The organism is Homoserinimonas sp. A520 (assembly GCF_054489245.1).
Genome location: NZ_JBTMWX010000007.1, coordinates 70,765 through 92,969 on the forward strand (window position 1 = coordinate 70,765; position 22,205 = coordinate 92,969).

At 65.1% G+C, this 22,205-nt stretch carries 23 protein-coding genes; 12 read left to right on the forward strand and 11 right to left on the reverse strand.

All coding sequences use genetic code 11. The features are described 5' to 3' along the window. Positions 1 to 3 precede the first annotated feature (3 nt). The 4 genes from ACX3PH_RS14530 to ACX3PH_RS14545 all read left to right on the forward strand — a co-directional run bounded on the left by ACX3PH_RS14530 (position 4) and on the right by ACX3PH_RS14545 (position 2,722). Positions 4 to 1,221 carry a phosphoglycerate kinase gene (locus tag ACX3PH_RS14530; protein WP_459093403.1) on the forward strand — a complete coding sequence of 406 codons (1,218 nt, stop codon included), beginning with the start codon at positions 4 to 6 and terminating at the stop codon, positions 1,219 to 1,221. Beyond that, positions 1,218 to 2,015 (forward strand): triose-phosphate isomerase, encoded by a 798-nt coding sequence (gene tpiA / locus ACX3PH_RS14535; protein ID WP_459093404.1) that lies wholly within the window; start codon positions 1,218 to 1,220, stop codon positions 2,013 to 2,015. The genes ACX3PH_RS14530 and tpiA overlap by 4 nt, the downstream gene beginning before the upstream one ends. An 81-nt stretch (positions 2,016 to 2,096) precedes the next feature. Next, the gene (gene secG, locus ACX3PH_RS14540) at positions 2,097 to 2,348 is read left to right on the forward strand and encodes a preprotein translocase subunit SecG (protein ID WP_459093405.1); all 252 of its coding nucleotides are present in this window, start codon (positions 2,097 to 2,099) and stop codon (positions 2,346 to 2,348) included. Positions 2,349 to 2,356: 8 nt separating this feature from the next. Then, positions 2,357 to 2,722 (forward strand): RNA polymerase-binding protein RbpA, encoded by a 366-nt coding sequence (locus ACX3PH_RS14545; RefSeq protein WP_459093406.1) that lies wholly within the window; start codon positions 2,357 to 2,359, stop codon positions 2,720 to 2,722. Positions 2,723 to 2,751: 29 nt separating this feature from the next. Here ACX3PH_RS14545 and pgl read toward each other — a convergent pair whose 3' ends face one another. From pgl to tkt, 6 genes are all read right to left on the reverse strand, one after another. Beyond that, the gene (pgl, locus tag ACX3PH_RS14550; protein WP_459093407.1) at positions 2,752 to 3,513 is read right to left on the reverse strand and encodes a 6-phosphogluconolactonase; all 762 of its coding nucleotides are present in this window, start codon (positions 3,511 to 3,513) and stop codon (positions 2,752 to 2,754) included. Continuing rightward, positions 3,510 to 4,514: a glucose-6-phosphate dehydrogenase assembly protein OpcA gene (locus tag ACX3PH_RS14555; RefSeq protein ID WP_459093408.1), complete on the reverse strand. Its 1,005-nt coding sequence runs from the start codon at positions 4,512 to 4,514 to the stop codon at positions 3,510 to 3,512. Before ACX3PH_RS14555 ends, pgl begins: the two co-directional genes overlap by 4 nt. Beyond that, positions 4,511 to 6,052, reverse strand: a complete 1,542-nt coding sequence (zwf, locus tag ACX3PH_RS14560; RefSeq protein ID WP_459093487.1) for a glucose-6-phosphate dehydrogenase — start codon at positions 6,050 to 6,052, stop codon at positions 4,511 to 4,513. The genes ACX3PH_RS14555 and zwf overlap by 4 nt, the downstream gene beginning before the upstream one ends. A 74-nt stretch (positions 6,053 to 6,126) precedes the next feature. Further along, positions 6,127 to 7,743 (reverse strand): glucose-6-phosphate isomerase, encoded by a 1,617-nt coding sequence (locus ACX3PH_RS14565; protein WP_459093409.1) that lies wholly within the window; start codon positions 7,741 to 7,743, stop codon positions 6,127 to 6,129. Beyond that, positions 7,740 to 8,867 (reverse strand): transaldolase, encoded by a 1,128-nt coding sequence (gene tal, locus ACX3PH_RS14570; protein ID WP_459093410.1) that lies wholly within the window; start codon positions 8,865 to 8,867, stop codon positions 7,740 to 7,742. Before tal ends, ACX3PH_RS14565 begins: the two co-directional genes overlap by 4 nt. 55 nt (positions 8,868 to 8,922) lie before the next feature. Beyond that, positions 8,923 to 11,016 (reverse strand): transketolase, encoded by a 2,094-nt coding sequence (gene tkt / locus ACX3PH_RS14575; RefSeq protein WP_459093411.1) that lies wholly within the window; start codon positions 11,014 to 11,016, stop codon positions 8,923 to 8,925. Between the two features lie 314 nt (positions 11,017 to 11,330). Here tkt and ACX3PH_RS14580 point away from each other — a divergent pair, with 314 nt between their 5' ends. Further along, entirely contained in the window at positions 11,331 to 12,251 is a 921-nt protein-coding gene (locus ACX3PH_RS14580) for a heme o synthase (RefSeq protein WP_459093412.1), read from the forward strand. A 36-nt stretch (positions 12,252 to 12,287) separates the two neighbouring features. Here ACX3PH_RS14580 and ACX3PH_RS14585 read toward each other — a convergent pair whose 3' ends face one another. After that, a complete protein-coding gene (locus tag ACX3PH_RS14585) occupies positions 12,288 to 13,223 on the reverse strand; it encodes a COX15/CtaA family protein (protein ID WP_459093413.1) in 936 nt (311 codons plus the stop codon). Positions 13,224 to 13,493: 270 nt separating this feature from the next. On the opposite strand from ACX3PH_RS14585, the gene sufB reads away from it, so the two are divergent. From sufB to ACX3PH_RS14610, 5 genes are read left to right on the forward strand one after another with little or no spacing between them, the layout of a single operon-like run. Further along, positions 13,494 to 14,912: a Fe-S cluster assembly protein SufB gene (sufB, locus tag ACX3PH_RS14590; protein WP_459093414.1), complete on the forward strand. Its 1,419-nt coding sequence runs from the start codon at positions 13,494 to 13,496 to the stop codon at positions 14,910 to 14,912. Next, positions 14,913 to 16,130 (forward strand): Fe-S cluster assembly protein SufD, encoded by a 1,218-nt coding sequence (gene sufD / locus ACX3PH_RS14595; RefSeq protein WP_459093415.1) that lies wholly within the window; start codon positions 14,913 to 14,915, stop codon positions 16,128 to 16,130. Further along, positions 16,130 to 16,456, forward strand: coding sequence for a non-heme iron oxygenase ferredoxin subunit (locus ACX3PH_RS14600; RefSeq protein WP_459093416.1), 327 nt, complete (start codon positions 16,130 to 16,132; stop codon positions 16,454 to 16,456). Before sufD ends, ACX3PH_RS14600 begins: the two co-directional genes overlap by 1 nt. Before the next feature lie 14 nt (positions 16,457 to 16,470). Further along, a complete protein-coding gene (sufC, locus tag ACX3PH_RS14605) occupies positions 16,471 to 17,235 on the forward strand; it encodes a Fe-S cluster assembly ATPase SufC (protein ID WP_459093417.1) in 765 nt (254 codons plus the stop codon). Positions 17,236 to 17,239: 4 nt separating this feature from the next. Then, complete coding sequence (locus ACX3PH_RS14610) at positions 17,240 to 17,569, forward strand: metal-sulfur cluster assembly factor (RefSeq protein WP_459093418.1); 330 nt, start codon at positions 17,240 to 17,242, stop codon at positions 17,567 to 17,569. Between the two features lie 27 nt (positions 17,570 to 17,596). Here ACX3PH_RS14610 and ACX3PH_RS14615 read toward each other — a convergent pair whose 3' ends face one another. Beyond that, a complete protein-coding gene (locus ACX3PH_RS14615; protein ID WP_459093419.1) occupies positions 17,597 to 18,223 on the reverse strand; it encodes a biotin transporter BioY in 627 nt (208 codons plus the stop codon). A gap of 101 nt (positions 18,224 to 18,324) precedes the next feature. Between ACX3PH_RS14615 and ACX3PH_RS14620 the strand changes: the two genes are divergently transcribed. Continuing rightward, positions 18,325 to 19,923: an ABC-F family ATP-binding cassette domain-containing protein gene (locus tag ACX3PH_RS14620; RefSeq protein ID WP_459093420.1), complete on the forward strand. Its 1,599-nt coding sequence runs from the start codon at positions 18,325 to 18,327 to the stop codon at positions 19,921 to 19,923. A 33-nt stretch (positions 19,924 to 19,956) separates the two neighbouring features. Here the strand turns inward: ACX3PH_RS14620 and ACX3PH_RS14625 are convergent, their stop codons facing one another. The 3 genes from ACX3PH_RS14625 to ACX3PH_RS14635 are packed head-to-tail and all read right to left on the reverse strand — an operon-like array spanning position 19,957 to position 21,394. Further along, positions 19,957 to 20,820: an SURF1 family cytochrome oxidase biogenesis protein gene (locus ACX3PH_RS14625; protein WP_459093421.1), complete on the reverse strand. Its 864-nt coding sequence runs from the start codon at positions 20,818 to 20,820 to the stop codon at positions 19,957 to 19,959. Then, positions 20,817 to 21,116 carry a hypothetical protein gene (locus ACX3PH_RS14630; protein ID WP_459093422.1) on the reverse strand — a complete coding sequence of 100 codons (300 nt, stop codon included), beginning with the start codon at positions 21,114 to 21,116 and terminating at the stop codon, positions 20,817 to 20,819. The genes ACX3PH_RS14625 and ACX3PH_RS14630 overlap by 4 nt, the downstream gene beginning before the upstream one ends. Then, positions 21,113 to 21,394: a DUF3099 domain-containing protein gene (locus ACX3PH_RS14635; protein WP_459093423.1), complete on the reverse strand. Its 282-nt coding sequence runs from the start codon at positions 21,392 to 21,394 to the stop codon at positions 21,113 to 21,115. Before ACX3PH_RS14635 ends, ACX3PH_RS14630 begins: the two co-directional genes overlap by 4 nt. A gap of 74 nt (positions 21,395 to 21,468) precedes the next feature. Between ACX3PH_RS14635 and fabG the strand changes: the two genes are divergently transcribed. Continuing rightward, complete coding sequence (gene fabG / locus ACX3PH_RS14640; protein ID WP_459093424.1) at positions 21,469 to 22,179, forward strand: 3-oxoacyl-ACP reductase FabG; 711 nt, start codon at positions 21,469 to 21,471, stop codon at positions 22,177 to 22,179. The last annotated feature ends 26 nt before the right edge of the window (positions 22,180 to 22,205 follow it).

The window sequence follows — 22,205 nt, forward strand, 5'->3', positions numbered from 1 at the left end:
CAGATGTCCCTTCGCACGATCAGTTCATTGGGCCCGTTGACCGGAAAGACGGTCATCGTCCGCTGCGACCTCAACGTTCCGCTGAGTGACGGCGAGATCACGGACGATGGCCGGATCCGGGCATCCGTGCCCACTCTGCGCGAGCTGATCGACGCCGGCGCCCGGGTGGTGGTGATTTCGCACCTCGGCCGTCCAGAGGGCAAGCCGGATGCGAAGTACAGCCTCTCCGGCGTCGCAACCCGTCTCGGCGAGCTGTTGGGCACGAATGTGCGCTTCGCCAGCGATACCGTGGGCGACTCGGCGCGGGACACCGTCTCCCAGCTCGAGGATGGCCAGGTGGCTGTGCTTGAGAACCTCCGGTTCAACCCGGGGGAGACCGCGAAGGATGACACCGCGCGCGGAGCATTCGCAGAGGAACTCGCCTCCTTCGGCGACCTCTTCGTCTCTGACGGCTTCGGCGTCGTCCACCGCAAGCAGGCCAGCGTGTATGACCTGGCCGAGTTGCTGCCGAGTGCCGCAGGCCTGCTGATCGCGACCGAACTGGATGTCCTGGACCGCCTGACGGAACGGCCGGCCAAGCCGTACACGGTGGTGCTGGGCGGTTCGAAGGTCTCTGACAAGCTCGGCGTCATCGGCCACCTCCTGCCGAAGGTCGACACGCTGCTGATCGGTGGCGGCATGATGTTCACCTTCCTGGCTGCCCTCGGCCACCAGGTCGGGGCCAGCCTGCTGGAGAAGGACCAGATCGAGACAGTTCGCGGCTACCTCGCTGAGGCCGACCGCCTCGGTGTGACGATCGAAGTGCCGACGGATGTTGTCGTCGCCTCGAAGTTCGGAGCTGACGCTGAGCATGCGGTCACCGCTGCGGACTCGTTCGAGTCGACGCCATGGCGTGAGTCCGGCATGGGTCTCGACATCGGCCCGGAAACCTCCGCCCGCTTCGCAGAAGCCATCCGCTCCTCTGCCACGGTCTTCTGGAACGGTCCGATGGGCGTCTTCGAGTTCGATGCGTTCGCTGCCGGGACGAAAGCCATCTCGGCCGCACTCACCGAGGTGGACGGTTTGTCAGTCGTCGGCGGGGGAGACTCGGCTGCGGCGGTACGTGCGCTCGGATTCACCGACGGCCAGTTCGGCCACATTTCGACGGGCGGAGGTGCCAGCCTCGAGTTTCTCGAGGGTAAGCGCCTCCCTGGACTGGAGGTTCTCGGTTGGCAAGCATGACCACGACAGGCGGTGGGCGCGTTCCGCTCATCGCCGGCAACTGGAAGATGAACCTCGACCACCTGCAGTCCATCGCATTCGTGCAGAAGCTCGCCTGGAGCCTGAAGGATGCCAGGCACGACTTCAGCCAGGTCGAGGTGGCGGTCTTCCCGCCGTTCACCGACCTGAGGTCTGTGCAGACCCTGGTCTCGGCCGATCGCCTGCCGATCACGTTCGGTGGCCAGGATGTCTCCGCACACGCCTCCGGGGCGTACACCGGTGAGATCTCCGCCGCGTTCCTGAAAGCGCTGGAATGCGAGTACGTGATCATCGGGCACTCCGAGCGTCGGACGCTGCACGACGAGTCCAACGAGCAGGTCGCTGCCAAAGCAAAGGCCGCCGTCGGCGTCGGGCTCACCCCGGTCATCTGTGTCGGTGAGTCGGCAGAAGACCTTGAGGAGCATGGGCCGAGTGCGGTGCCGGTTGCCCAGTTGACGGTCGCCCTGTCCGAACTGGAAGCGGGCACCGATATCGTCGTCGCCTACGAACCGGTCTGGGCCATCGGCTCCGGGCAGGCCGCAACACCCGAGCAGGCCGAACAGGTTGCTGGTGCTCTTCGTGCGGTGATCTCCGAATCCCTGGGCGCCGACACTGCAGCAGCAACCCGCATCCTGTACGGTGGCTCGGTGAAAGCAGCCAACATTGCCGGGTTCATGCGCCAGCCGAACCTCGACGGCGCGCTGGTCGGTGGTGCAAGCCTCGACATCGCCGAGTTCTCCAGCATTGCGCGCTTCCGTCACCACGTCGGAACATAGGATCCAGCGCCCGGGGAGGCGAGCATCCGCAGCCCGGTTATACTGATCAACGGCCGGTAACGGCTCGTAGAAAGGTTTTTTGTGGAAATTCTCCAGGTCGTCCTGCAGGTGGTGCTCGGCATCACGAGTCTCCTGCTGACCCTCCTCATCCTTCTGCACCGTGGTCGCGGTGGTGGGCTCTCCGACATGTTCGGCGGCGGAGTCACCTCGAATCTCGGTTCCTCCGGCGTCGCCGAACGGAACCTCAATCGTTTCACCGTGATCCTGGGACTGGTGTGGGTCGCCTGCATTGTCGTGCTGGGGCTCATCACCAAGTTCGATTCGGTCGGTTAGGAGTACTCATGGCTTCTGGTGGTAGTGCTATTCGCGGTTCCCGCGTTGGGGCAGGCCCGATGGGCGAACAGGATCGCGGCTTTCACGCCGAACGGATCCAGGTTCACTATTGGTGCGGCAACGGCCACGAGCTGAGCCCGTTCTTCCTGGCGACGATCGATCCCGACGAGATCCCGGTCACGATCGACTGCCCGAACTGCGGCACACCAGCCGGGCGCGACAAGGCCAACCCGCCGCTCATCGCCAAGCTCGAGCCGTACAAGACTCATCTGGCGTACGTCAAGGAGCGCCGGAGCGAAGAAGAGGCTGTCGCCCTTCTCGACGAAGCGCTTCAGCAGCTTCGCACCCGCCGCGGCCAGACCGCTACGTCCTGACCGCTACCGCCTGACCGCTACCGCCTGGTTCAGTACTGGCTGGCGATCAGGTCGGCCGGAACTTCGGCCGCAGCCGCCTCGTCGACGAAGAACACCGTCTTGCGGCGGCCTTCTGCTGCGCCGACGGGAAGCTGGTAACGGCCGGCCCCGGCAAGGGCCAACCCCAGGGCAGAAGCTTTATCGGCGCCGGCCAGGGCGATCCATACACGCTCGGCGCTGTTGATCGCCGTGAGGGTCAGGCTCAGCCGCTCGGGCGGCGGTTTGGGGGAATTCCGCACGGCCACCACTGTGCCCGGCGCGTCCACCAGGTCGCGCCGCTCGGGAAACAGTGAGGCGATATGGCCGTCCGGGCCGACCCCGAGCAGGAGGATATCGAAGTGCGGTTGCGGGGAATCGCCGCCGGCCGCGGCAAGCTCATCGGAGTATCGTTCGGCGGCAGTATCCAGGTCGTATCCCTGGTCTGAAGCCGGGAACGGGTGCAGGTTCTCAGCAGGAAGGTCGAGGCCGTCGAGGAGCGCATCCTTCGCCTGCTGGTCGTTGCGGTCGGCGTGCCCGGCAGGCACCCAACGCTCGTCCCCCCACCAGAAGTGCACGCGGCCCCAATCGACACTGCCCCGGTCCTCCGCGGCGCTGATCGCACTGAGGATGCCGATTCCGACCGAACCCCCGGTCAGCACGACGTTCATCGACGGCTTGTTCTCGAGCGTACGCCTCGCGGTGCGGATGACGCGCCCGGCAACAACCGTCATCAGCTCGCTCGAGTCAAGGTGGATCAATACGCGCTTGTTCATTGCCTGTCCTTCGTCTGGTTCGCTTGTCCCTGGTCCTCGTGTCCTTGGCCGGGCGGGATGATGGTCGGCTCTCCCAGTTGCCGCAAACCTATGGTCACCACTTCGCCGAACAGGTCGTCAGGGTCCAGCCGACGCAGTTCCTCGGCGAGGCAGTCCCGGAGGCTCCGCCTGGGCAGCGAGATGTCATGGACCGGCTGGTTCGGCTGGGTGAGGGTTGCGATGGTCAGTTGCGGTCGCTCCAACCGGATGGCGCCGGACTGGCGCGTCAGCGTCACCCCGTGGATGCCGGTCGGCGCTGCGCCCGGCAAGGTCAGCTCGTACTCGACCGGTACCTGCAATTGCAGTTGAAGCCAGGCCGCAAGCAGCAGGGTGGACGGGGAATCGGATGAGCCGTGCACCTGCACGCCGATGATGGGCTCGTACGGTGGCTGGTCGAGCACCGCGGCCAGTTGTGCACGCCACAGCGTCAGGCGGGTCCAGGCGAAGTCGACGTCGCCTGGGGCGTAGTTGACCGAGATTCCCTGGAGGAACGCGCCGGGGTCCACCTGCGCGGCCGAGTCGGTGATGCGGCACTGGGCGATGCGGCCGAGTGTCGACTCTGACACCTTCTCCGGGGCGATGCCGGGCCACCAGGCGACCACAGGGGCGTCCGGGAGCAGTAGCCCCATCACCAGCCCCTCGTCATCGATTCCGGTTGCGTCGTGCACCTTGAGAACGATCACCTCGCTGGCTCCGGCGTCTCCACCGACCCGGATCTGGGCGTCCAGGCGCAGCTCCGTGGCCGCATCCGTTATCGGCGATTTGGAGATGACGATCACGCGCATCGGATGCTCGCGGGAGGCGTCGTTCGCAGCCTCGATGGCCGCCTCCTCCTGGCCCAGGGTGGTGGAGATCACCAGTGTCAGCACCCGGCCGAGCGCGACGGCGCCGCCTTCCTCCCGGATGGTGACGAGGGCTTTCGAGATCTTGCTGGCCGTGGTGTTCGGCAGGTCTACGATCATGGTCGCCTCCAGGCTCGTCCATCCCTGGCCAGCAGGTCCTCGGCGGATGCCGGACCCCAGGTGCCGGGACGGTACTGTTCCGGCGGGCCCTGGGTCGCCCAGAACTGCTCGATCGGGTCCAGGATCTTCCAGCTGAGCTCCACCTCCCGGTGGCGTGGGAACAGTGGGGGATCACCCAGCAGCACATCGAGGATCAGCCGTTCGTAGGCCTCAGGGCTGGCCTCGGTGAAAGCGTGCCCGTAGCCGAAGTCCATCGTCACGTCCCGCACCTGCATGCCGGCCCCCGGAACCTTCGAACCGAAGCGGATGGTCACGCCCTCGTCGGGCTGCACCCTGATGACCAGGGCGTTCTGCCCGAGCGCCGACATCTGACTGTCGGCGAACAGGTATTGGGGCGCCCGCTTGAAGACGACGGCGATCTCGGTCACCCGGCGGCCCAGTCGTTTGCCTGCCCGCAGGTAGAACGGGACTCCCGCCCAGCGCCTGGTACCGATGTTCAACCGGATGGCCGCGTAGGTCTCAGTGGTGGACTGCGGGTTCATGCCGTCCTCTTCGAGGAAGCCGACCACCTTCTCCGCACCCTGCCAGCCACCGGTGTACTGACCGCGCGCGGTGGCCGCCCCCAGGTCTTTCGGCAGGATCACCGCGGAGAGCACCTTCTCCTTCTCCGCCCGCAGGTCGCTCGCCTCGAACGACACAGGCTCCTCCATCGCCGTCAATGCCAGAAGCTGGAGAAGGTGGTTCTGGATCACGTCACGCGCGGCGCCGATTCCGTCGTAGTAGCCGGCGCGACCACCGACCCCGATGTCCTCCGCCATGGTGATCTGCACGTGGTCGACGTAGTTCGCATTCCAGATCGGCTCGTAGAGCTGGTTGGCGAATCGCAGGGCCAGGATGTTCTGAACGGTCTCCTTGCCCAGGTAGTGGTCGATGCGGAACACGGAGTCCGGCGGAAAGACCGACTCGACGACCGCGTTCAGCTCGCGTGCAGACTGCAGGTCGCTGCCGAACGGCTTCTCGATGACGACTCGACGCCACTGGCCTTCCTTCTGCTCGGCAAGCCCCGAGCGGCGGAGCTGTTCGGTGACCACCGGGAACGACTTGGGCGGGATCGACAGGTAGAACGCGTGGTTGCCCATGGTGCCGCGATGGGCATCCAGTTCCTCGATCGTCCTGCCCAGGTTCTCGAACGCCTCGTCATCATCGAATTCGCCGGAGACGAAGCGGATGCCCTGGGCCAGCTGATTCCAGACGTCCTCGTCGAACGGGGTTCTCGAGTACTGCTTGACGGCGTCGTGGACCACTCGTTCGAAGTCCTGGTCCTCCCAGTCACGGCGGGCGAAGCCGACCAGCGCGAACCCGGGCGGGAGCAGCCCGCGATTGGCCAGGTCGTACACCGCCGGCATCAGCTTCTTGCGGGACAGGTCCCCGGTGACGCCGAAGATGATCAGGCCGCTGGGCCCGGCGATCCGATTCAGGCGCCGATCGGAGGGCAACCGGAGGGGGTTGAACTCTGGTGTGATCTCAACCGGCGACATCTGTCTCCTCTGGGTCTGCATGGGACGAGTCTGCGTGGGACGAGTATGGGAGGGACGAACTCATCTGGGTGAGCTCAGCCAAGCACGGAGCGGATGGCAGCGGCGCCGGCCGCCGGATCGGTCAGGGTGAGGCTGAGGACCGGGCGACCGAGCTCCTCGAGCACGCTGGCATCCCCGGCGGCCTGCGCCTGGATCAGCTGCCCGAAAGTGAACGGCCGGTCGGGGATGGCGAGGTCGGCATCCGTTGCCGTGGCCGTATCAACAGCGGCGCGAAGCTGCAGGAATGCCCCCACCCTCGGGCCGCCCTTGTGGAACTGGCCGGTGGAGTGGAGGAACCGTGGCCCCCAGCCGAAAGTGACCGGACGACCAAGGCGAGCGGCAAACGCATCACGCAACCCGGATACCGCATGGTCCGCGTGCCGGTCCAGGTAGGCCTGGATGGCGAGATAGCCGTCCTCGCCGATCTCTGCGGTCAGGTTGTCGATCACCTGCGCCAGCGTGGAGGCACCGGAGACGACGGATGCTGAACCGCGCACTTCGATGCCGTCGACCTCGAACGCAGGGGCTTCGGGCTCCGGGCGATCGTCGAGCAGCCCACGGGTCGCCGTCTTCGCGGATTCGACATCCGGCTGGTCGAACGGGTTGATTCCGAGCAGCCGACCGGCAACAACGGTGGCGTACTCCCAGACCAGTAGTTGGGCGCCCAGCGTTCCGCTGATCTCGATTTCGCCCTCGAGAACTTCATGGGTTTCCCGTGCACTCTCCACCAGCCTGACGACCTGGAGGTCCGGGAGCCCGAGCCGCAGTTCGGGGGAGCTCGGCTCGAGAACCACCGGCAGCAGTCCGGTGCCGTTCTTGCCGGTGGACTCGGCGATCAATTGCTCCGCCCAGTCGGCGAACCCGACGATGTAGGTGCCATCGGCGACAATGCCGAGCTTGTCCTTGAGCGGGCGTGTCCCGGCGATGGCCGCGCCCAGGACGAGAGCAGGATTGTCCGGGTGGTCGACGGCCAGGCGGCCGCTGACGGAGGACGCCTCATCGAGCAGGCCGGCAATGTCCACTCCCGCGAGTCCGGATGGCACCAGCCCGAAAGCGGTCAGCGCTGAATAGCGCCCGCCGACGTTCGGATCCGCGTTGAAGACGCGGTATCCGTCAGCACGAGCAGCAACGTCGAGTGGTGATCCCGGGTCGGTGACGACGACGATGCGGGTGATCGGGTCGATTCCGGCATCCAGGAAGGCGCGTTCGTAAATGCGCTTCTGGCTGTCGGTCTCGACCGTCGATCCGGACTTCGACGAGACGACCAGCACGGTGCGCTCGAGTCGGTCGGCGACGGCGGCCCTCACCTGGCCCGGATGTGTGGAGTCGAGCACGGTCAGCGGCACGCCTGCGGTGCGAGTGATCACTTCTGGAGCGAGCGATGATCCTCCCATTCCGGCGAGGACGACGTGATCGACCCCTGCCGACCGGAGCTCGTCGCGGAGCGCCAGGATGTCATCGACCATTCCGTCCGAGACGACGACGGCCTCTGTCCAGCCCAGGCGCTTGGCCGCCTCATCCTCGGCCGCGGCGCCCCACAGGCTGGCATCCTGCCCGGTGATGCGGGATGCGACGAGGTCGGACACCAGTTGCGGCACCACCCGGGAGACGGCTTCGGCAGCCGCCCCGCTCACCGCCACGTCGAAGCTCATTGTGCTGTTCCGGACCGGGCCGCCTCCAGGGCAGCGCTCACCGTGTCGAGCAACTCGTTCCAGGAGACGACGAACTTCTCGACGCCTTCCTTCTCGAGCACCGCGGTCACGTCTTCATAGGAGATTCCGACGGCCGCGAGGGAGTCGAGCGCCTGGTTCGCTTCCGCATAGGCGCCGGTCACCGTGTCTCCGCGCACCTCACCGTGGTCGAACGTGGCTTCCATGGTCTTTTCCGGCATGGTGTTCACGACGCCGGGGGCGACCAGCTCGACCACGTAGGTGGTGTCTGGCACGTTCGGGTCCTTCACGCCGGTGGAGGCCCAGAGCGGCCGCTGGAGGTTCGCTCCGGATGCCAGCAGCAGCTTGGCACGTTCGGTGGCGAACGACTGCTCGAACACCTGGTAGGCCAGGCGCGCATTGGCGACTCCGGCCTGCGACTTCAGCGCAAGTGCCTCCTCCGTTCCGATCTCGGCCAGGCGCTTGTCGACTTCGGTGTCCACCCGGGACACGAAGAACGAGGCGACCGACTGGATGGTGCTGAGGTCCTTGCCGGCCGCTTTCGCGCGCTCCAGGCCGGTCAGGTACGCGTTGATGACCTCGCGGTATCGCTCCAGGCTGAAGATGAGGGTGACGTTGACGCTCACGCCCTCGGCCGTCAGCGCGCTGATCGCCTCGAGCCCCTCGAAAGTGGCCGGAACCTTGATCATGACGTTCGGGCGGTCGACCTTGTTCCACAGTTCGAGACCCTCAGCGATGGTTCCCTCTGCGTCGTGGGCGACACCGGGTTCGACCTCGATGGAAACACGCCCGTCAAGGCGGTTCGTCGCATCGTAGACGGGCCGCAGGATGTCACATCCGGTGGCCACGTCGTGCGTGGTGATCTCGAAGACCGCCTCGGTGACGGTCTTGCCTGCCGCAGCCAGCTCTGCCACCTGGGCATCGTAGGCGTCGCCCTTCGCCAGTGCACCGGCGAAGATGGTGGGGTTGGTGGTGACACCGACCACGTTGCGCGTGTCGATGAGCTCCTTGAGCCCTCCCGAGACGATGCGGTCGCGTGAGAGGTCGTCGAGCCAGATGCTTACGCCCGCTGTTGAGAGGGCTGCGAGTGGACTGGTGGTGTTCATTGCGGGTTCCTTTGTCCTGTTGGGTTCTGTGTTCTCGGTCCTGCGGATGCCACGGTTAGAGCGCCGCCAACGACTCTCTGGCCGCACTGACAGCATGCTCCGCGGTGATTCCGAACTCACGGAACAGGGTCTTGTAGTCGGCGGATGCGCCGAAGTGCTCGATCGAGACGGAGCGACCGGCGTCGCCCACGTACCGCCGCCAGCTGAGATCGACGCCGGCCTCGATGGACACCCGCGCCTTGACGGCTGCCGGGAGCACGGATTCGCGGTAGTCAGCGCTCTGTTCCTCGAACCACTCCAGGCTCGGGGCCGACACCACGCGGGCGTTGATGCCGTCCGCCTTGAGCAGTTCGCGCGCCTCGATGGCCACCTGCACCTCGGAGCCGGTCGCGATGAAGATCACGTCGGGGCTGCCGCCCGGAGCCTCGGCCAGCACATACGCACCCTTGACGACGTGCTTGGCCGAGGCCAGGGTGTCGCCGCTGGCGACGTCGTCGCCACGCTCGAAGACGGGGATGTTCTGCCTGGTCAGCGCGAGCCCGGCCGGGCCGCCGCGACGTTCGAGGATGGTCTTCCAGGCCAACGACACCTCGTTGGCGTCACCGGGGCGCACGATGGTCATTCCCGGAATGGCGCGGAGGCTGGCAAGCTGCTCGATCGGTTGGTGGGTCGGTCCGTCTTCGCCGAGCGCAACGGAGTCGTGGGTCCAGACGAAGATCGACGGCACCTGCATGAGGGCGGCAAGGCGAACCGCCGGACGCATGTAGTCGCTGAAGATCAGGAAGGTTCCGCCGAATGGGCGGGTGTTCCCGTGGAGCACGATCCCGTTGATGATCGCCGCCATGGCGTGCTCGCGAATGCCGAAGTGCAGCACGCGCCCGTACTTGTTGCCCTTCCAGGCATCGGTGGAGTGTTCTGCGGGAACGAATGATTCGGCTCCGGCGATGGTGGTCAGGTTGGATTCGGCCAGGTCGGCCGAGCCGCCCCAGAGCTCCGGGATCACAGCGCCGAGCGCCCCGAGCACCTTGCCGGACGCGGCGCGGGTCGAGACATCCTTGCCCGCCTCGAACACGGGAAGTGCGTCTTCCACGCCCGCCGGCAGTTCGCCGCTGAGGATCCGGTCGTGCAGCTGCTTCCGCTCCGGGTTGGCCGTGGCCCAGGCCTCGAAACGGGTGTCCCACTCCGCATGGGCGTCGGCGCCGCGGTCGATGGCCTTCCTGGTGTGCTCGAGCACCTCGTCGGCGACGTCGAAGGTCTTCTCCGGATCGAAACCGAGCACGCGCTTGACGGCGGCGAGCTCGTCGCCGCCGAGTGCGGAACCGTGGATCTTGCCGGTGTTCATCTTGCCGGGGGACGGCCATCCGATGATGGTGCGCAGGATGATCATGGACGGACGCGTGACCTCGGCCTGCGCCGCCTCGATCGCAGCGTGCAGTTCGTGGATGTCCTCCTCGTACTGGCCGGTCTTCTTCCAGTCGACGACCTGCACATGCCAGTGGTACGCCTCGTAGCGTGCCTTCACGTCCTCCGTGAACGCGATGTCGGTGTCATCCTCGATCGAGATCTGGTTGCTGTCATAGATCGCGATCAGGTTTCCGAGCTGCTGGTGCCCGGCCAGGGACGACGCTTCGCTGGTCACGCCCTCCTGCAGGTCACCGTCGCTGCAGATGCTGTAGATGTAATGGTCGAACGGGCTCTGGCCTGGGGCGGCATCCGGGTCGAACAGCCCACGCTCGAAGCGGGAGGAGTAGGCGAAGCCCACGGCGGACGACAGCCCCTGGCCGAGCGGGCCGGTGGTCATCTCCACACCATCGGTGTGACCGTACTCCGGGTGCCCCGGGGTTTTCGAACCCCAGGTGCGCAGTGCCTTCAGGTCATCCAGTTCCAGCCCGTACCCGCCGAGGTAGAGCTGCACGTACTGGGTCAGCGAGGTGTGCCCGGCCGACAGGATGAAGCGGTCGCGACCGATCCACTCGTTGTCGCGCGGGTCGCGGCGCATCACCTTCTGGAAGAGGAGGTAGGCGGCCGGAGCCAGCGACATGGCAGTGCCCGGATGCCCGTTGCCCACCTTCTCAACGGCATCCGCAGCCAGGATTCGGGCGGTGTCTACCGCTTGATTGTCAATGGAATCCCACTGGAGAGCTGCCACGTGATGATGACCCTTCTGCTTCGGTCGGAGCGAATCTGAGCCGCTACGCCGCTGTGTTGACAGTTGCTGTTCGAGACTCGATGCCCCGACTGGACGCGGAATAGACACTCGCCGTGGACGTCATCGGCACTGCCGCAATTGCGTCGACCGAGTCTGGAACCCGGCCTGTGTGACGCGCTGGCTGCGACTGGCAAGCTCCTTACAGTATAGAGAACCACCCTCCGGAGCGCTTCCGGCCCGTGTGCCGTCCGGCCCGGGGCTCCCGGCCGGTGTCCTAGACTTGATGAGAGCAAAATCCCCGTGTTAGAGGAGCAATGAACGTAGCCGTAGACAACCAGCTCCACACTGGCCGGGCGCATGGGCTGGATAGGGTCAAGGCATTCTTCGCACTCACCAAGCCCCGGGTGATCGAGCTGTTGCTCGTGACGACAGCTCCGGTGATGATCCTCGCCCAACGGGGCATTCCCGACCTCTGGCTCGTATTCTGGACCCTGGTCGGCGGTTCGATGAGTGCCGGCGCGGCCGGCGCATTCAACTGCTACATCGACCGCGACATCGACCGCGTGATGAAACGCACCAGCAAGCGACCGCTCGTCACCGGTGCCATCACCCCTCGTGAGGCACTGGTGTTCTCCTGGGTGCTGGCCGTGGCATCCGTCGCTGTGCTGTGGGTGGCAGCCAATTGGCTGGCTGCCGTGCTCTCCGCCGTCGCCATCTTCTTCTACGTCGTCATCTACTCCCTGATCCTGAAGCGCCGCACCTCGCAGAACATCATCTGGGGCGGGATCGCCGGATGCTTCCCGGTGCTCATCGGGTGGACGGCCGTCACCGAGTCGATCACCTGGGCGCCGCTCATCCTGTTCGCCGTCGTCTTCCTGTGGACGCCACCGCACTACTGGCCGCTGTCGATGAAATACCGCGACGACTATGCCTCGGTCAACGTGCCGATGCTCGCGGTCGTGCGCGGACGCACCCAGGTGGGGCTGCAGGTCATCCTCTACGCCTGGGCGACGGTCGCCTGCTCGCTGCTGCTGATCCCGGTCGGCGACATGGGCCTGGTCTACAGCCTGGTGGCGATCAGCACCGGTGGCTGGTTCATCTACGAGTCACATGTGCTCTACGCCAAGGCGATCCGTCACGGGGAGGTCAAGCCGATGCGGGTGTTCCAGGCGTCGATCACGTACCTGACCCTGCTGTTCGTCGCGGTCGGCGTGGACCCGCTGCTGCCCTTCTAGACTTCTCCAGCGCAGAGCGTTCGGAATCCTCGTCGACTAACGGCCCTCGGCGACCGGAGTCTTCAGCCGCAGGATGACGACGGTCATCGCCGCGGCCAGCAGTGCGGCGAGCACCATGTGGGCGCCCACAGCCAGCTCGGGGAGGCCATTGCGTGCCTGGTAGAGGCCGAGAAGGACCTGCACCAGCTCGATCGCGAGCAACGCGACCGCCCATGGCGCGATGGCGAGACGCAGACGGATGCCTGCAATCACCAGCACGATCGTCAACGCGAAGGTGAGATAGGCGGGCCAGGCGTGGAGGTGCTCGAGCAATTCGACATCGAAACCGGTTCGGCCGGCGGTCACGTCTCCAGAGTGCGGCCCGGACGCGGTGGTCAGCACGCCGACAGCAATGGTCACGGCGACCACACCGCTGGTGCCGTGCGTGAGCGCGGCGAACCACACCGGCACTGCCCGGACTCGCAGCCCGGCGCCCTGATTCATCCGCACCAGGAAGGCCGCCATGACGCAAACCAGTGCGAGCGACGCGACATAGTGGAACCCGACGATGAAGGGGTTCAATCCGGTCCACACCGTGACTCCGCCGACGACGGCCTGGGCGAAAACTCCTCCGATGACGACCGCGGCAAGCGTGAACAGGTCCCGCCGTTCCGTCCGGAGCCGCCACAGCAGCAGGAGCAGCACGAGTGCCGCGATTCCGACGACGCCGGTCATCATCCGGTTCCCGAACTCGATCAGGCTGTGGAAGCCGAGTTCAGCAGTCGGGATGAGGGACTCCGCCGTACAGGTCGGCCAGGTCGGACAACCCAGGCCGGACCCGGTGAGCCTCACCGCACCGCCGGTGCCGATGATCGCCACTTCGCAGACGAACGAAACCCATGCCGCTATCCGTATACGTGCGTCCCTGATGCCTGGAAGGCCGACTCCCGATTCCGCGGATTCTTGACGAACCGATAACGACTGGCCGCTCACTGCCATCCTTTCAAGCAATTCCCACCGGCAACGCTGTAGAATCGAATTGTTCGCAGAACACAGCCGATACCGGGGCGTCATCGCAGATGCCGGAGTTCTCTCCCGGTTCCTCGATCATTCTAGGCAGGTGGCGAAGTTGAAAACGCCGAACCGCTTCGAACAATCGATACCCAGCCCCCGTATACAGGCACGCGAACGACAATGCTGGTCGCAGGCGGGAATGATCTCCGTTCCGCGTTAGTTGCGGCCAGTAGAGGAGTGATGAAACCCATGACAGAAGTATTGATCAGTCGACCGGAGCTTTCGAGCCTGGGCATCTACGAATTCGGCTGGTCCGATTCGGATGTTGCCGGAGCCACGGCCAAACGGGGAATCTCACCCGAGGTCGTCGCGGAAATCTCCGCGCTCAAGGACGAACCGGAATGGATGTTGAAGAATCGCCTTAAAGGCCTCTCAATGTTCTACAAGAAACCGATGCCGGCCTGGGGTGCAGACCTCTCCGGAATCGACTTCGACAACATCAAGTACTTCGTGCGCTCGACCGAGCGCCAGGCACAGACCTGGGAAGACCTCCCGGAAGACATCAAGAACACCTACGAGAAGCTCGGCATCCCGGAAGCGGAACGCTCCCGCCTGGTGGCAGGTGTCACCGCACAGTACGAGTCCGAAGTGGTCTACCACCAGATTCGTGAAGACCTCGAGGCGCAGGGCGTCATCTTCACCGACACGGACACCGCGTTGCGCGAGCACCCGGAGTTCTTCGACGAGTACTTCGGAACCGTCATCCCGGCCGGCGACAACAAGTTCGCCGCGCTGAACACGGCAGCCTGGTCCGGTGGCTCCTTCGTCTACGTTCCGCCCGGTGTCCACGTGGAGATTCCGCTGCAGGCATACTTCCGCATCAACACGGAGAACATGGGGCAGTTCGAGCGCACGCTCATCATCGCCGACGAGGGAAGCTACGTTCACTACATCGAAGGCTGTACGGCGCCGATCTACACCTCGGACTCGCTGCACTCCGCCGTGGTCGAGATCATTGTGAAGAAGGATGCCCGCGTCCGCTACACGACGATCCAGAACTGGTCGAACAACGTCTACAACCTGGTGACCAAGCGTGCCATCGCGCACGAGGGCGCCACCATGGAATGGGTCGATGGCAACATCGGATCCAAGGTGACCATGAAGTACCCGTCGATCTACCTGGTGGGAGAGCATGCGAAGGGTGAAACCCTCTCCGTCGCTTTCGCCGGCCCCGGTCAGCATCAGGATGCCGGCGCCAAGATGGTGCACATGGCCCCGTACACCCAATCGTCGATCCTCTCGAAGTCGATCGCCAGGGGCGGCGGCCGCAGCGGCTACCGCGGCGAGGTGAGGATCGCGGCAGGCGCGCACCACTCCGCCAACAGCGTGGTCTGCGATGCGCTACTCGTCGACACGATTTCGCGTTCCGACACGTACCCGACCACGGACATCCGCGAAGACAACGTGCAGATGGGCCACGAGGCCAGCGTCTCGCGCGTCAGCGAAGAGCAGCTCTTCTACCTGATGTCGCGCGGGATGGCGGAAGAAGAGGCCATGGCCATGATCGTGCGCGGCTTCATCGAGCCGATCGCGCGGGAACTTCCCATGGAGTACGCGCTCGAATTGAACAAGCTCATTGAAATGAGCATGGAAGGATCCGTCGGTTAAATGTCTGTTTCCATCACACCGACGCAGCATCACGGACCGAAGTCACACCAGGATCCGAAACTGAACCACTCGCGACTGAGCTCGAAGCAGAACAGCGCGGGCGGCGAGGGGTTGATCCCGGTACAGAGTCGGGCCGAACGCTTCCACTCTTACGATGTCGCCGAATTCGAGCCGGTCACCGGTGGCGAGATCCAGTGGAAGTACACCCCGCTGAAGGCGGTGCGTCCGCTTCTGGACGACGCCCTCGACGGGTCGCCGACCGAGCTGGACTTCCAGTTGACTGCAGGGGCCACCATCGAATGGGTGGACCGGGCGGATGCGCGGATCGGCCGAGGCGGCGCCCCAGAGGAGCGCGCGTCGGCCAACGCCTGGAGCAACTTCGACCAGGCCCTCGCGATCACCATCTCCGGCGATGAGCCTGCCCAGGCGACCGTGAAGCGCAGTGCGCTCGGATCGACGGCGCGTGCCGCTCACACGGTGATTGTCGCGAAACCGAACAGCCACGGGCTGGTCGTCCTCGAGAACTCCGGGGGAGCGCTGCTCAGCGAGAACCTCGAGATCGTCGTGGAGAACGATGCCAACCTCACGGTGGTCAGTGTGCAGCAATGGGACCAGGATGCCGTGCACGTGGCCAGCCACTTCGCGACCCTCGGGAACGGCGCACGTCTCAAGCACGTGGTGGTTTCCCTCGGCGGTGCAGTGGTCAGGGTCAACCCGTCAACGCAATTGGTGGGGGCTGGTGCCGACGCCGAGCTCTACGGCCTCTACTTCGCCGACGCCGGACAGTTCATCGAGCACCAGGTGTTCGTGAACCACGACGCACCGCAGACCCGCTCCCGCGTCAGCTACAAGGGTGCCCTGCACGGTGACGGTGCTCACACCGTCTGGATCGGCGACGTGCTGATCACGCCGAAGGGCACCGGCACCGACAGCTACGAGCAGAACCGGAACCTGTTGCTGAGCGACGGCGCCCGCGCCGACTCCGTCCCGAACCTCGAGATCGAAACCGGTGACATTGCCGGTGCCGGCCACGCCACGACCAGTGGTCGCTTCGACGACGAACAGTTGTTCTACCTGCAGGCCAGGGGCATTCCCGAACTGGAGGCCCGTCGGCTCGTTGTCCGCGGCTTCCTCTCGGAAATCGTGCAGAAGGTCGGCGTTCCCGAGCTGGAACAGCGCCTGGAGGAAGCGATCGAAGCAGAGTTGGCGGCCTCCTGATGGCCGGAGTCAAGATCTGCCCAGCAGCAGACCTCGAGGTTGGGGCAGCTGTGCGAGTCGTCATCGATGACAAGCCGATCGCCCTCGTCAAGGATTCGGCAGGCGATATCTACGCCATCGGCGACACCTGCACGCACGGCGACATCTCACTGTCCGAAGGGTTCGTCGAAGACGACACCCTCGAGTGCTGGGCTCACGGCTCGAAGTTCTCATTGAAGTCGGGCAAGGCACTCACGCTGCCGGCCTACGAACCCGTGCCGGTGTACACCGTCTCCATCGTGGACGGCGATGTTTACATCGACCCCACCGACATTTTTACTCCGTAGAAAGCGAACACACCATGTCAGTACTGACCATCAAGGACCTCCACGTCAGCGTCGAGACCGACCAGGGCACCAAGCAGATCCTGAACGGCGTCGACCTGACCGTCAACGAGGGCGAAACCCATGCCATCATGGGGCCGAACGGCTCGGGCAAGTCCACCCTCGCGTACACGATCGCCGGGCATCCGAAGTATCACGTCGAATCCGGATCGGTGCACCTGGATGACGTCGACCTCCTGGCGATGAGCGTCGACGCCCGCGCCCGCGCTGGCCTCTTCCTCGCCATGCAGTACCCGGTGGAGGTTCCCGGCGTCACCGTCACCAACTTCCTGCGCACCGCGAAGACGGCGATCGACGGAGAGGCTCCGGCCATCCGCCACTGGGTCAAGGACATCCGCCAGGCGATGAACAACCTGCGGATCGACTCCAGCTTCTCCGAGCGCAACGTCAACGAAGGTTTCTCCGGTGGCGAGAAGAAGCGCCATGAGATCCTCCAGCTCGAGCTCCTCAAGCCGAAGTTCGCGGTGCTCGACGAGACAGATTCCGGGCTCGACGTGGATGCCCTGAAGATCGTGGCGGATGGCGTCAACCGGGCCAAGGAGAACACCGGTCTCGGCCTGCTGCTGATCACCCACTACACCCGCATCCTGCGCTACATCAAGCCGGACTTCGTGCACGTGTTCGTTGACGGCAAGGTGGCAGAAGAGGGTGGCGCCGAGCTGGCGGACCGTCTCGAAGATGAGGGCTACGATCGCTTTCTGGCGAAGACGAACGTAGGCTGAAGTCATGCCAGTCGCACTTGAACCAGCCCTTTTCGACAAGGTTGAAGAGGCGCTGAAAGATGTCATGGACCCGGAGCTCGGCGTCAACATCGTCGACCTCGGGCTGATCTACGACCTCACCTGGGATGAAGAGAACAACGCCCTGATCATCAGCATGACGCTGACGTCAGCAGGATGCCCCCTGACGGACGTGATCGAAGAGGAGATCTCCCAGAACCTGGACGGGATCGTCGAGCAGTTCCGCATCAACTGGGTGTGGATGCCGCCGTGGGGCCCGGACAAGATCACGGATGATGGCCGCGACATGATGAGGGCGCTCGGCTTCGCCATGTGACGCGGGAGCTGCTACCGGCGGTTCTGCTCACGCGGCGCTGCTCGACCGGTCAGCGTCGCGAACCTCCATCCGGTTCAGGGCCGCCCAGGCGGCGGTAGTGATGGTGGCTGCGAGAAGGAGCTTCACAACTCCGCCAACCGCCAGCGGGAGAAAACCCTGTGCAATGGCGTCGCCTAACGCCAGGTCGTTCACCACGGCCAGCCTCGGAACGCCGACGATGAAGATGATGGCCGTTCCACCGGTCGCCGAGGCGACTGCACGCAGGAAGGTACGATCGAGTCCGCGCTCTGCCACCCAGCCGACGAACGCGGCGGCGATGATGAACCCGATGATGTATCCGCCCGGGGGACCGGTGATCGTCTCGAACCCGGAAGTGCTGTTACTGAAGATCGGCAGTCCCAGCGCACCACCGACAACATACAAGGTGATCGCAATCGCACCACGAAGGGAGCCGAGCGCCATTCCCACCAGCAGCACCGCCATGCTCTGGCCGGTCAGCTGGATCGGCCACGCCGGCGTCGCAACCTGCGCGGCGATCGACGTGAATGCGACTCCGGTGACGATCAGCACGACGTCGATGGCCAGCCCACGACCGATCAGGCGATCAGCCAGGGTTGGTTTGCCCAGTGACAGGGACAGGTGCGACAGACCCATGAAACCCCTCCTCGACGCCGAGCCGTACTACTTCGAAATATACTGGAGAATTCCCCCCAACCCCGCTGTCGGCTCGACAGCAATAGAAATGGACTATTCCTGTGCTCAGCGTGCATGACCTCGAGATCCGGGTAGGGGCCCGCACCCTGATGGAAGGCGTGTCGTTCCGTGTCGACCGCGGGGACAAGATCGGCCTGGTGGGCCGCAACGGCGCAGGCAAGACCACCCTGACCAAGACGCTGTCCGGGGAGACAGCGCCCACCGGCGGCACGATCGACCGTTCGGGCGAGATCGGCTACCTCCCTCAGGATCCCCGGTCCGGGAACCCATCCGACCTGGCTCGCACCCGGATCCTCGACGCCCGTGGCCTGGGCCAGATCATGCTGGGGATGCAGACCGCCACCGAGCAGATGGGCAGTTCGGACTCTGCTGTCAGCGCAGCCGCAATGAAGAAGTACAGCAACCTGTCCGACCGCTTCCTGGCTTTGGGAGGTTACGCCGCCGAGGCCGAGGCTGCCTCCATTGCCAGCAACCTGAGCCTTCCCGACCGGATCCTCGACCAGCAACTGTCGACGCTCTCGGGTGGGCAGCGCCGCCGTATCGAGCTCGCGCGGATCCTGTTCTCCGGCGCGGACACCATGCTGCTCGATGAGCCGACCAACCACCTCGACGCCGACTCAGTGGTGTGGCTGCGGGACTACCTGAAGAACTTCGCCGGCGGCCTCATCGTGATCAGTCACGACATCGAGCTGGTCGAGGAGACCGTCAACCGCGTCTTCTACCTCGATGCCAACCGCCAGATGATCGACATCTACAACATGGGCTGGAAACACTACCTGCGTCAGCGCGAGGCGGATGAGGAACGCCGCAAGAAGGAACGCGCCAACGTCGAGAAGAAGGCCTCTGTGCTGCAGCTCCAGGCGGCGAAGTTCGGTGCGAAGGCGTCCAAGGCTGCCGCAGCACACCAGATGGTGCGTCGCGCCGAGAAGATGTTGTCCGGGCTGGACGATGTGAGAACTTCCGACCGAGTGGCGAAACTGCGGTTCCCGGAGCCCGCTCCGTGCGGCAAGACCCCGTTGATGGCGTCGAACCTGAGCAAGAGCTACGGCTCCCTGGAGATCTTCACAGCCGTCGACCTGGCGATAGACCGCGGGTCGAAAGTCGTAGTGCTCGGCTTCAACGGGGCGGGAAAGACCACCCTGCTGCGAATCCTGGCCGGCGTCGACCAACCGGATACCGGACAGTTGGAGCCGGGACACGGCCTGCGGGTCGGATACTACGCGCAGGAGCACGAGACCATCGACGTGAAGCGCACGGTGCTCCAGAACATGGTCTCGTCGTCCCCCAGCATCACCGAGACCGAGGCCAGGCGGGTGCTCGGCTCCTTCCTGTTCACCGGAGACGACTCGCACAAGCTTGCCGGAGTGCTCTCCGGTGGGGAGAAGACCAGGCTCGCGCTGGCCATGATCGTCGTCTCCGGTGCGAATGTGCTGCTCCTCGACGAACCGACCAACAACCTCGACCCGGCCAGCCGGATCGAGATCCTGGATGCGCTTGCCAACTACTCGGGCGCAGTCGTTCTGGTCAGCCACGACGAGGGCGCCGTTGAGGCGCTCAACCCTGAGCGGGTGCTCATCCTGCCCGACGGGGTGGAAGACTTCTGGAGCAAGGACTACGCCGAGTTGGTGACTCTGGCCTGAGCAGAGTGGTCTGAGCTGCGTATTTCTCCGCGATCAGGTGCGGTCGAGGATTGCATCCTCGGTTTCGGCATCCGTCGGCTTCTTCAGCGACTTGCGCCTGGCCCGGTCTGCAGCACGCTCCTGCTCGAGGGGATCGGCGACGTTGACGACCCGGTATTCCTCCCTCAGCGCCCACCCCAGGCCGATGAAACCGATCAGGGCGAAGACGAACCACTGCAGCGCGTATGAGAGATGCGGGCCTTCATCCGGTTCCGGCTTGACCGTGGCGATGGGGGTCTCGGCTGGCGCCGGGTTCTCGGAGGACACGAGCCCGTAGGCGGCCGTGTAGGTGGGAAGTTGCAGGCGGTCAGCAACCTCGTCGAGGTGGATTGTGGCGATCTGGTTGGATCCGGCGGGGGCCGTTCGACCGGGCAGGGTGGGTTCACCGGCCTTCAGCCTGGCTACGACGGTCACCTCGCCGGCAGGGGGCGCCGGCACAGTGTCCGGCGCATCCTGACGAGAACCGACGGAAACCCAGCCGCGGTCGACGATGAAGACGGTGCCGTCCTCCAGCTGCAGCGGAGTGAGCACCTCGAAGCCAGGATGACCGTTGAACGGGCGGTTTCTCGCCAGGAGTTGCTCGTCCACGAGATATTCCCCGCGCAGCACCACCGGGGTCCATTGCTGGCTGGGCTCATAGGCGTCGAGGGACGGCAACACGTCGTGGACCGGCCGCGGACTCTCGTCATAGTTCGCCTCGACAACGTCGATCGCCGCACGAGCCTCGGCGCGACGCTGGAACTGCCACATGCCGAGCATGGAGCAGACGATGGCGAACACGACGGCGATCGCCAGGTAACCGAGCCACCGCGGCGTCAGCGCAAATCCCCAGCCGCTCGGGTCGCGCTGTCCGCTCACGTCGTGCTTCCGGGCGTCGGCACTGCGCTGTCGGGGAGCGGGCTGCCGGGGGTAGGGCTGCTGGGGAGCCGTTCGAGGTGCTCGGTCAACGCGGTCACCACGACAGGGAAATCACGCGCCGCGAGGAACTCGCTCAGGTAATGCCGATGCTCATCACAGGCAAGCCAGACTTTCACCCGCTCCGTGCCGTGGATTTTCGGATTGCGCCAATTCACGTTCCAGGCAGCGTCCTGGGTGCAGCCGGCGCGCGAGCAGATGGGCTCCAGCGGTGCTTCACCCGGCAGGCGGAGGCTCATGGTTCCCTCCGGTCATTGTCGGCCGGTGGGAGGCTCAACTGATCAGGGCGGAGCACGACCCGCTTGCGGGAATCGCTGACGTTCGCGAGTACGACGGCCACGTACGGCAGCACTATCGCGCCGATGGCAGGGATGATGATCCAATATCCCGGGACCAGGAAGCAGACGAAGATGCACACCAGGCGGATGCCCATGGTCACGCTGTATTTCAGCATCCGGGCGCGTCGATCCTCCTCGGGTGACCGGGGGAGTGATGTGATCGATTGCTGCTTGGCCATGGGACTCTGCACCAAGCCTAAGTCCATTCGGCTGCCCCGGCTGAAGCTGCCTCCCAGACTAGGATTGGACCATTATGACGACGGCCAGGACAGTGCTTGTGACAGGCGGGAACCGGGGAATCGGTTACGCGATTGCCGAAGAATTCATCGCCCAGGGCCACCGCGTTGCGGTAACTGCCCGCTCCGGCGCCGGCCCGGAGGGAAGCCTCACCGTCACGGCCGACGTGACCGATGCCGACTCCATCGACGCGGCGTTCACCGCTGTCGAGGCCGAGCTCGGCCCAGTCGAAGTGGTGGTCGCCAACGCCGGCGTGACCCGCGACATGCTGCTCATGCGGATGAGCGACGACGACTTCACCTCGGTGATCGACACCAACCTCAGCGGAGCGTTCCGCGTGGTGAAGAGGGCGTCGAAGGGGATGATCAAGGCCAGGCACGGCCGCATCATCCTGGTGTCCAGCGTTGTCGGTCTCCTGGGTGGCGCCGGTCAGGTGAACTACGCCGCGTCCAAGAGCGGTCTGGTCGGGCTGGCCCGTTCGGTGACGCGGGAGCTTGGATCGCGCGGGATCACCGCGAACGTCGTCGCTCCCGGCTTCATCGAGACCGACATGACCGCCGAGCTGCCCCAAGCGACGCAGGCCGAATACAAGAAGCAGATCCCGGCTGGCCGCTACGCCACCCCTGCCGAGGTCGCCAAAGTCATCACCTGGCTCGCCGGCGACGACGCTGCATACATCAGCGGAGCGGTGATCCCGGTCGACGGCGGCCTCGGAATGGGTCACTGAAGCCCTGAAGTCCGGGGGCTCGCTTC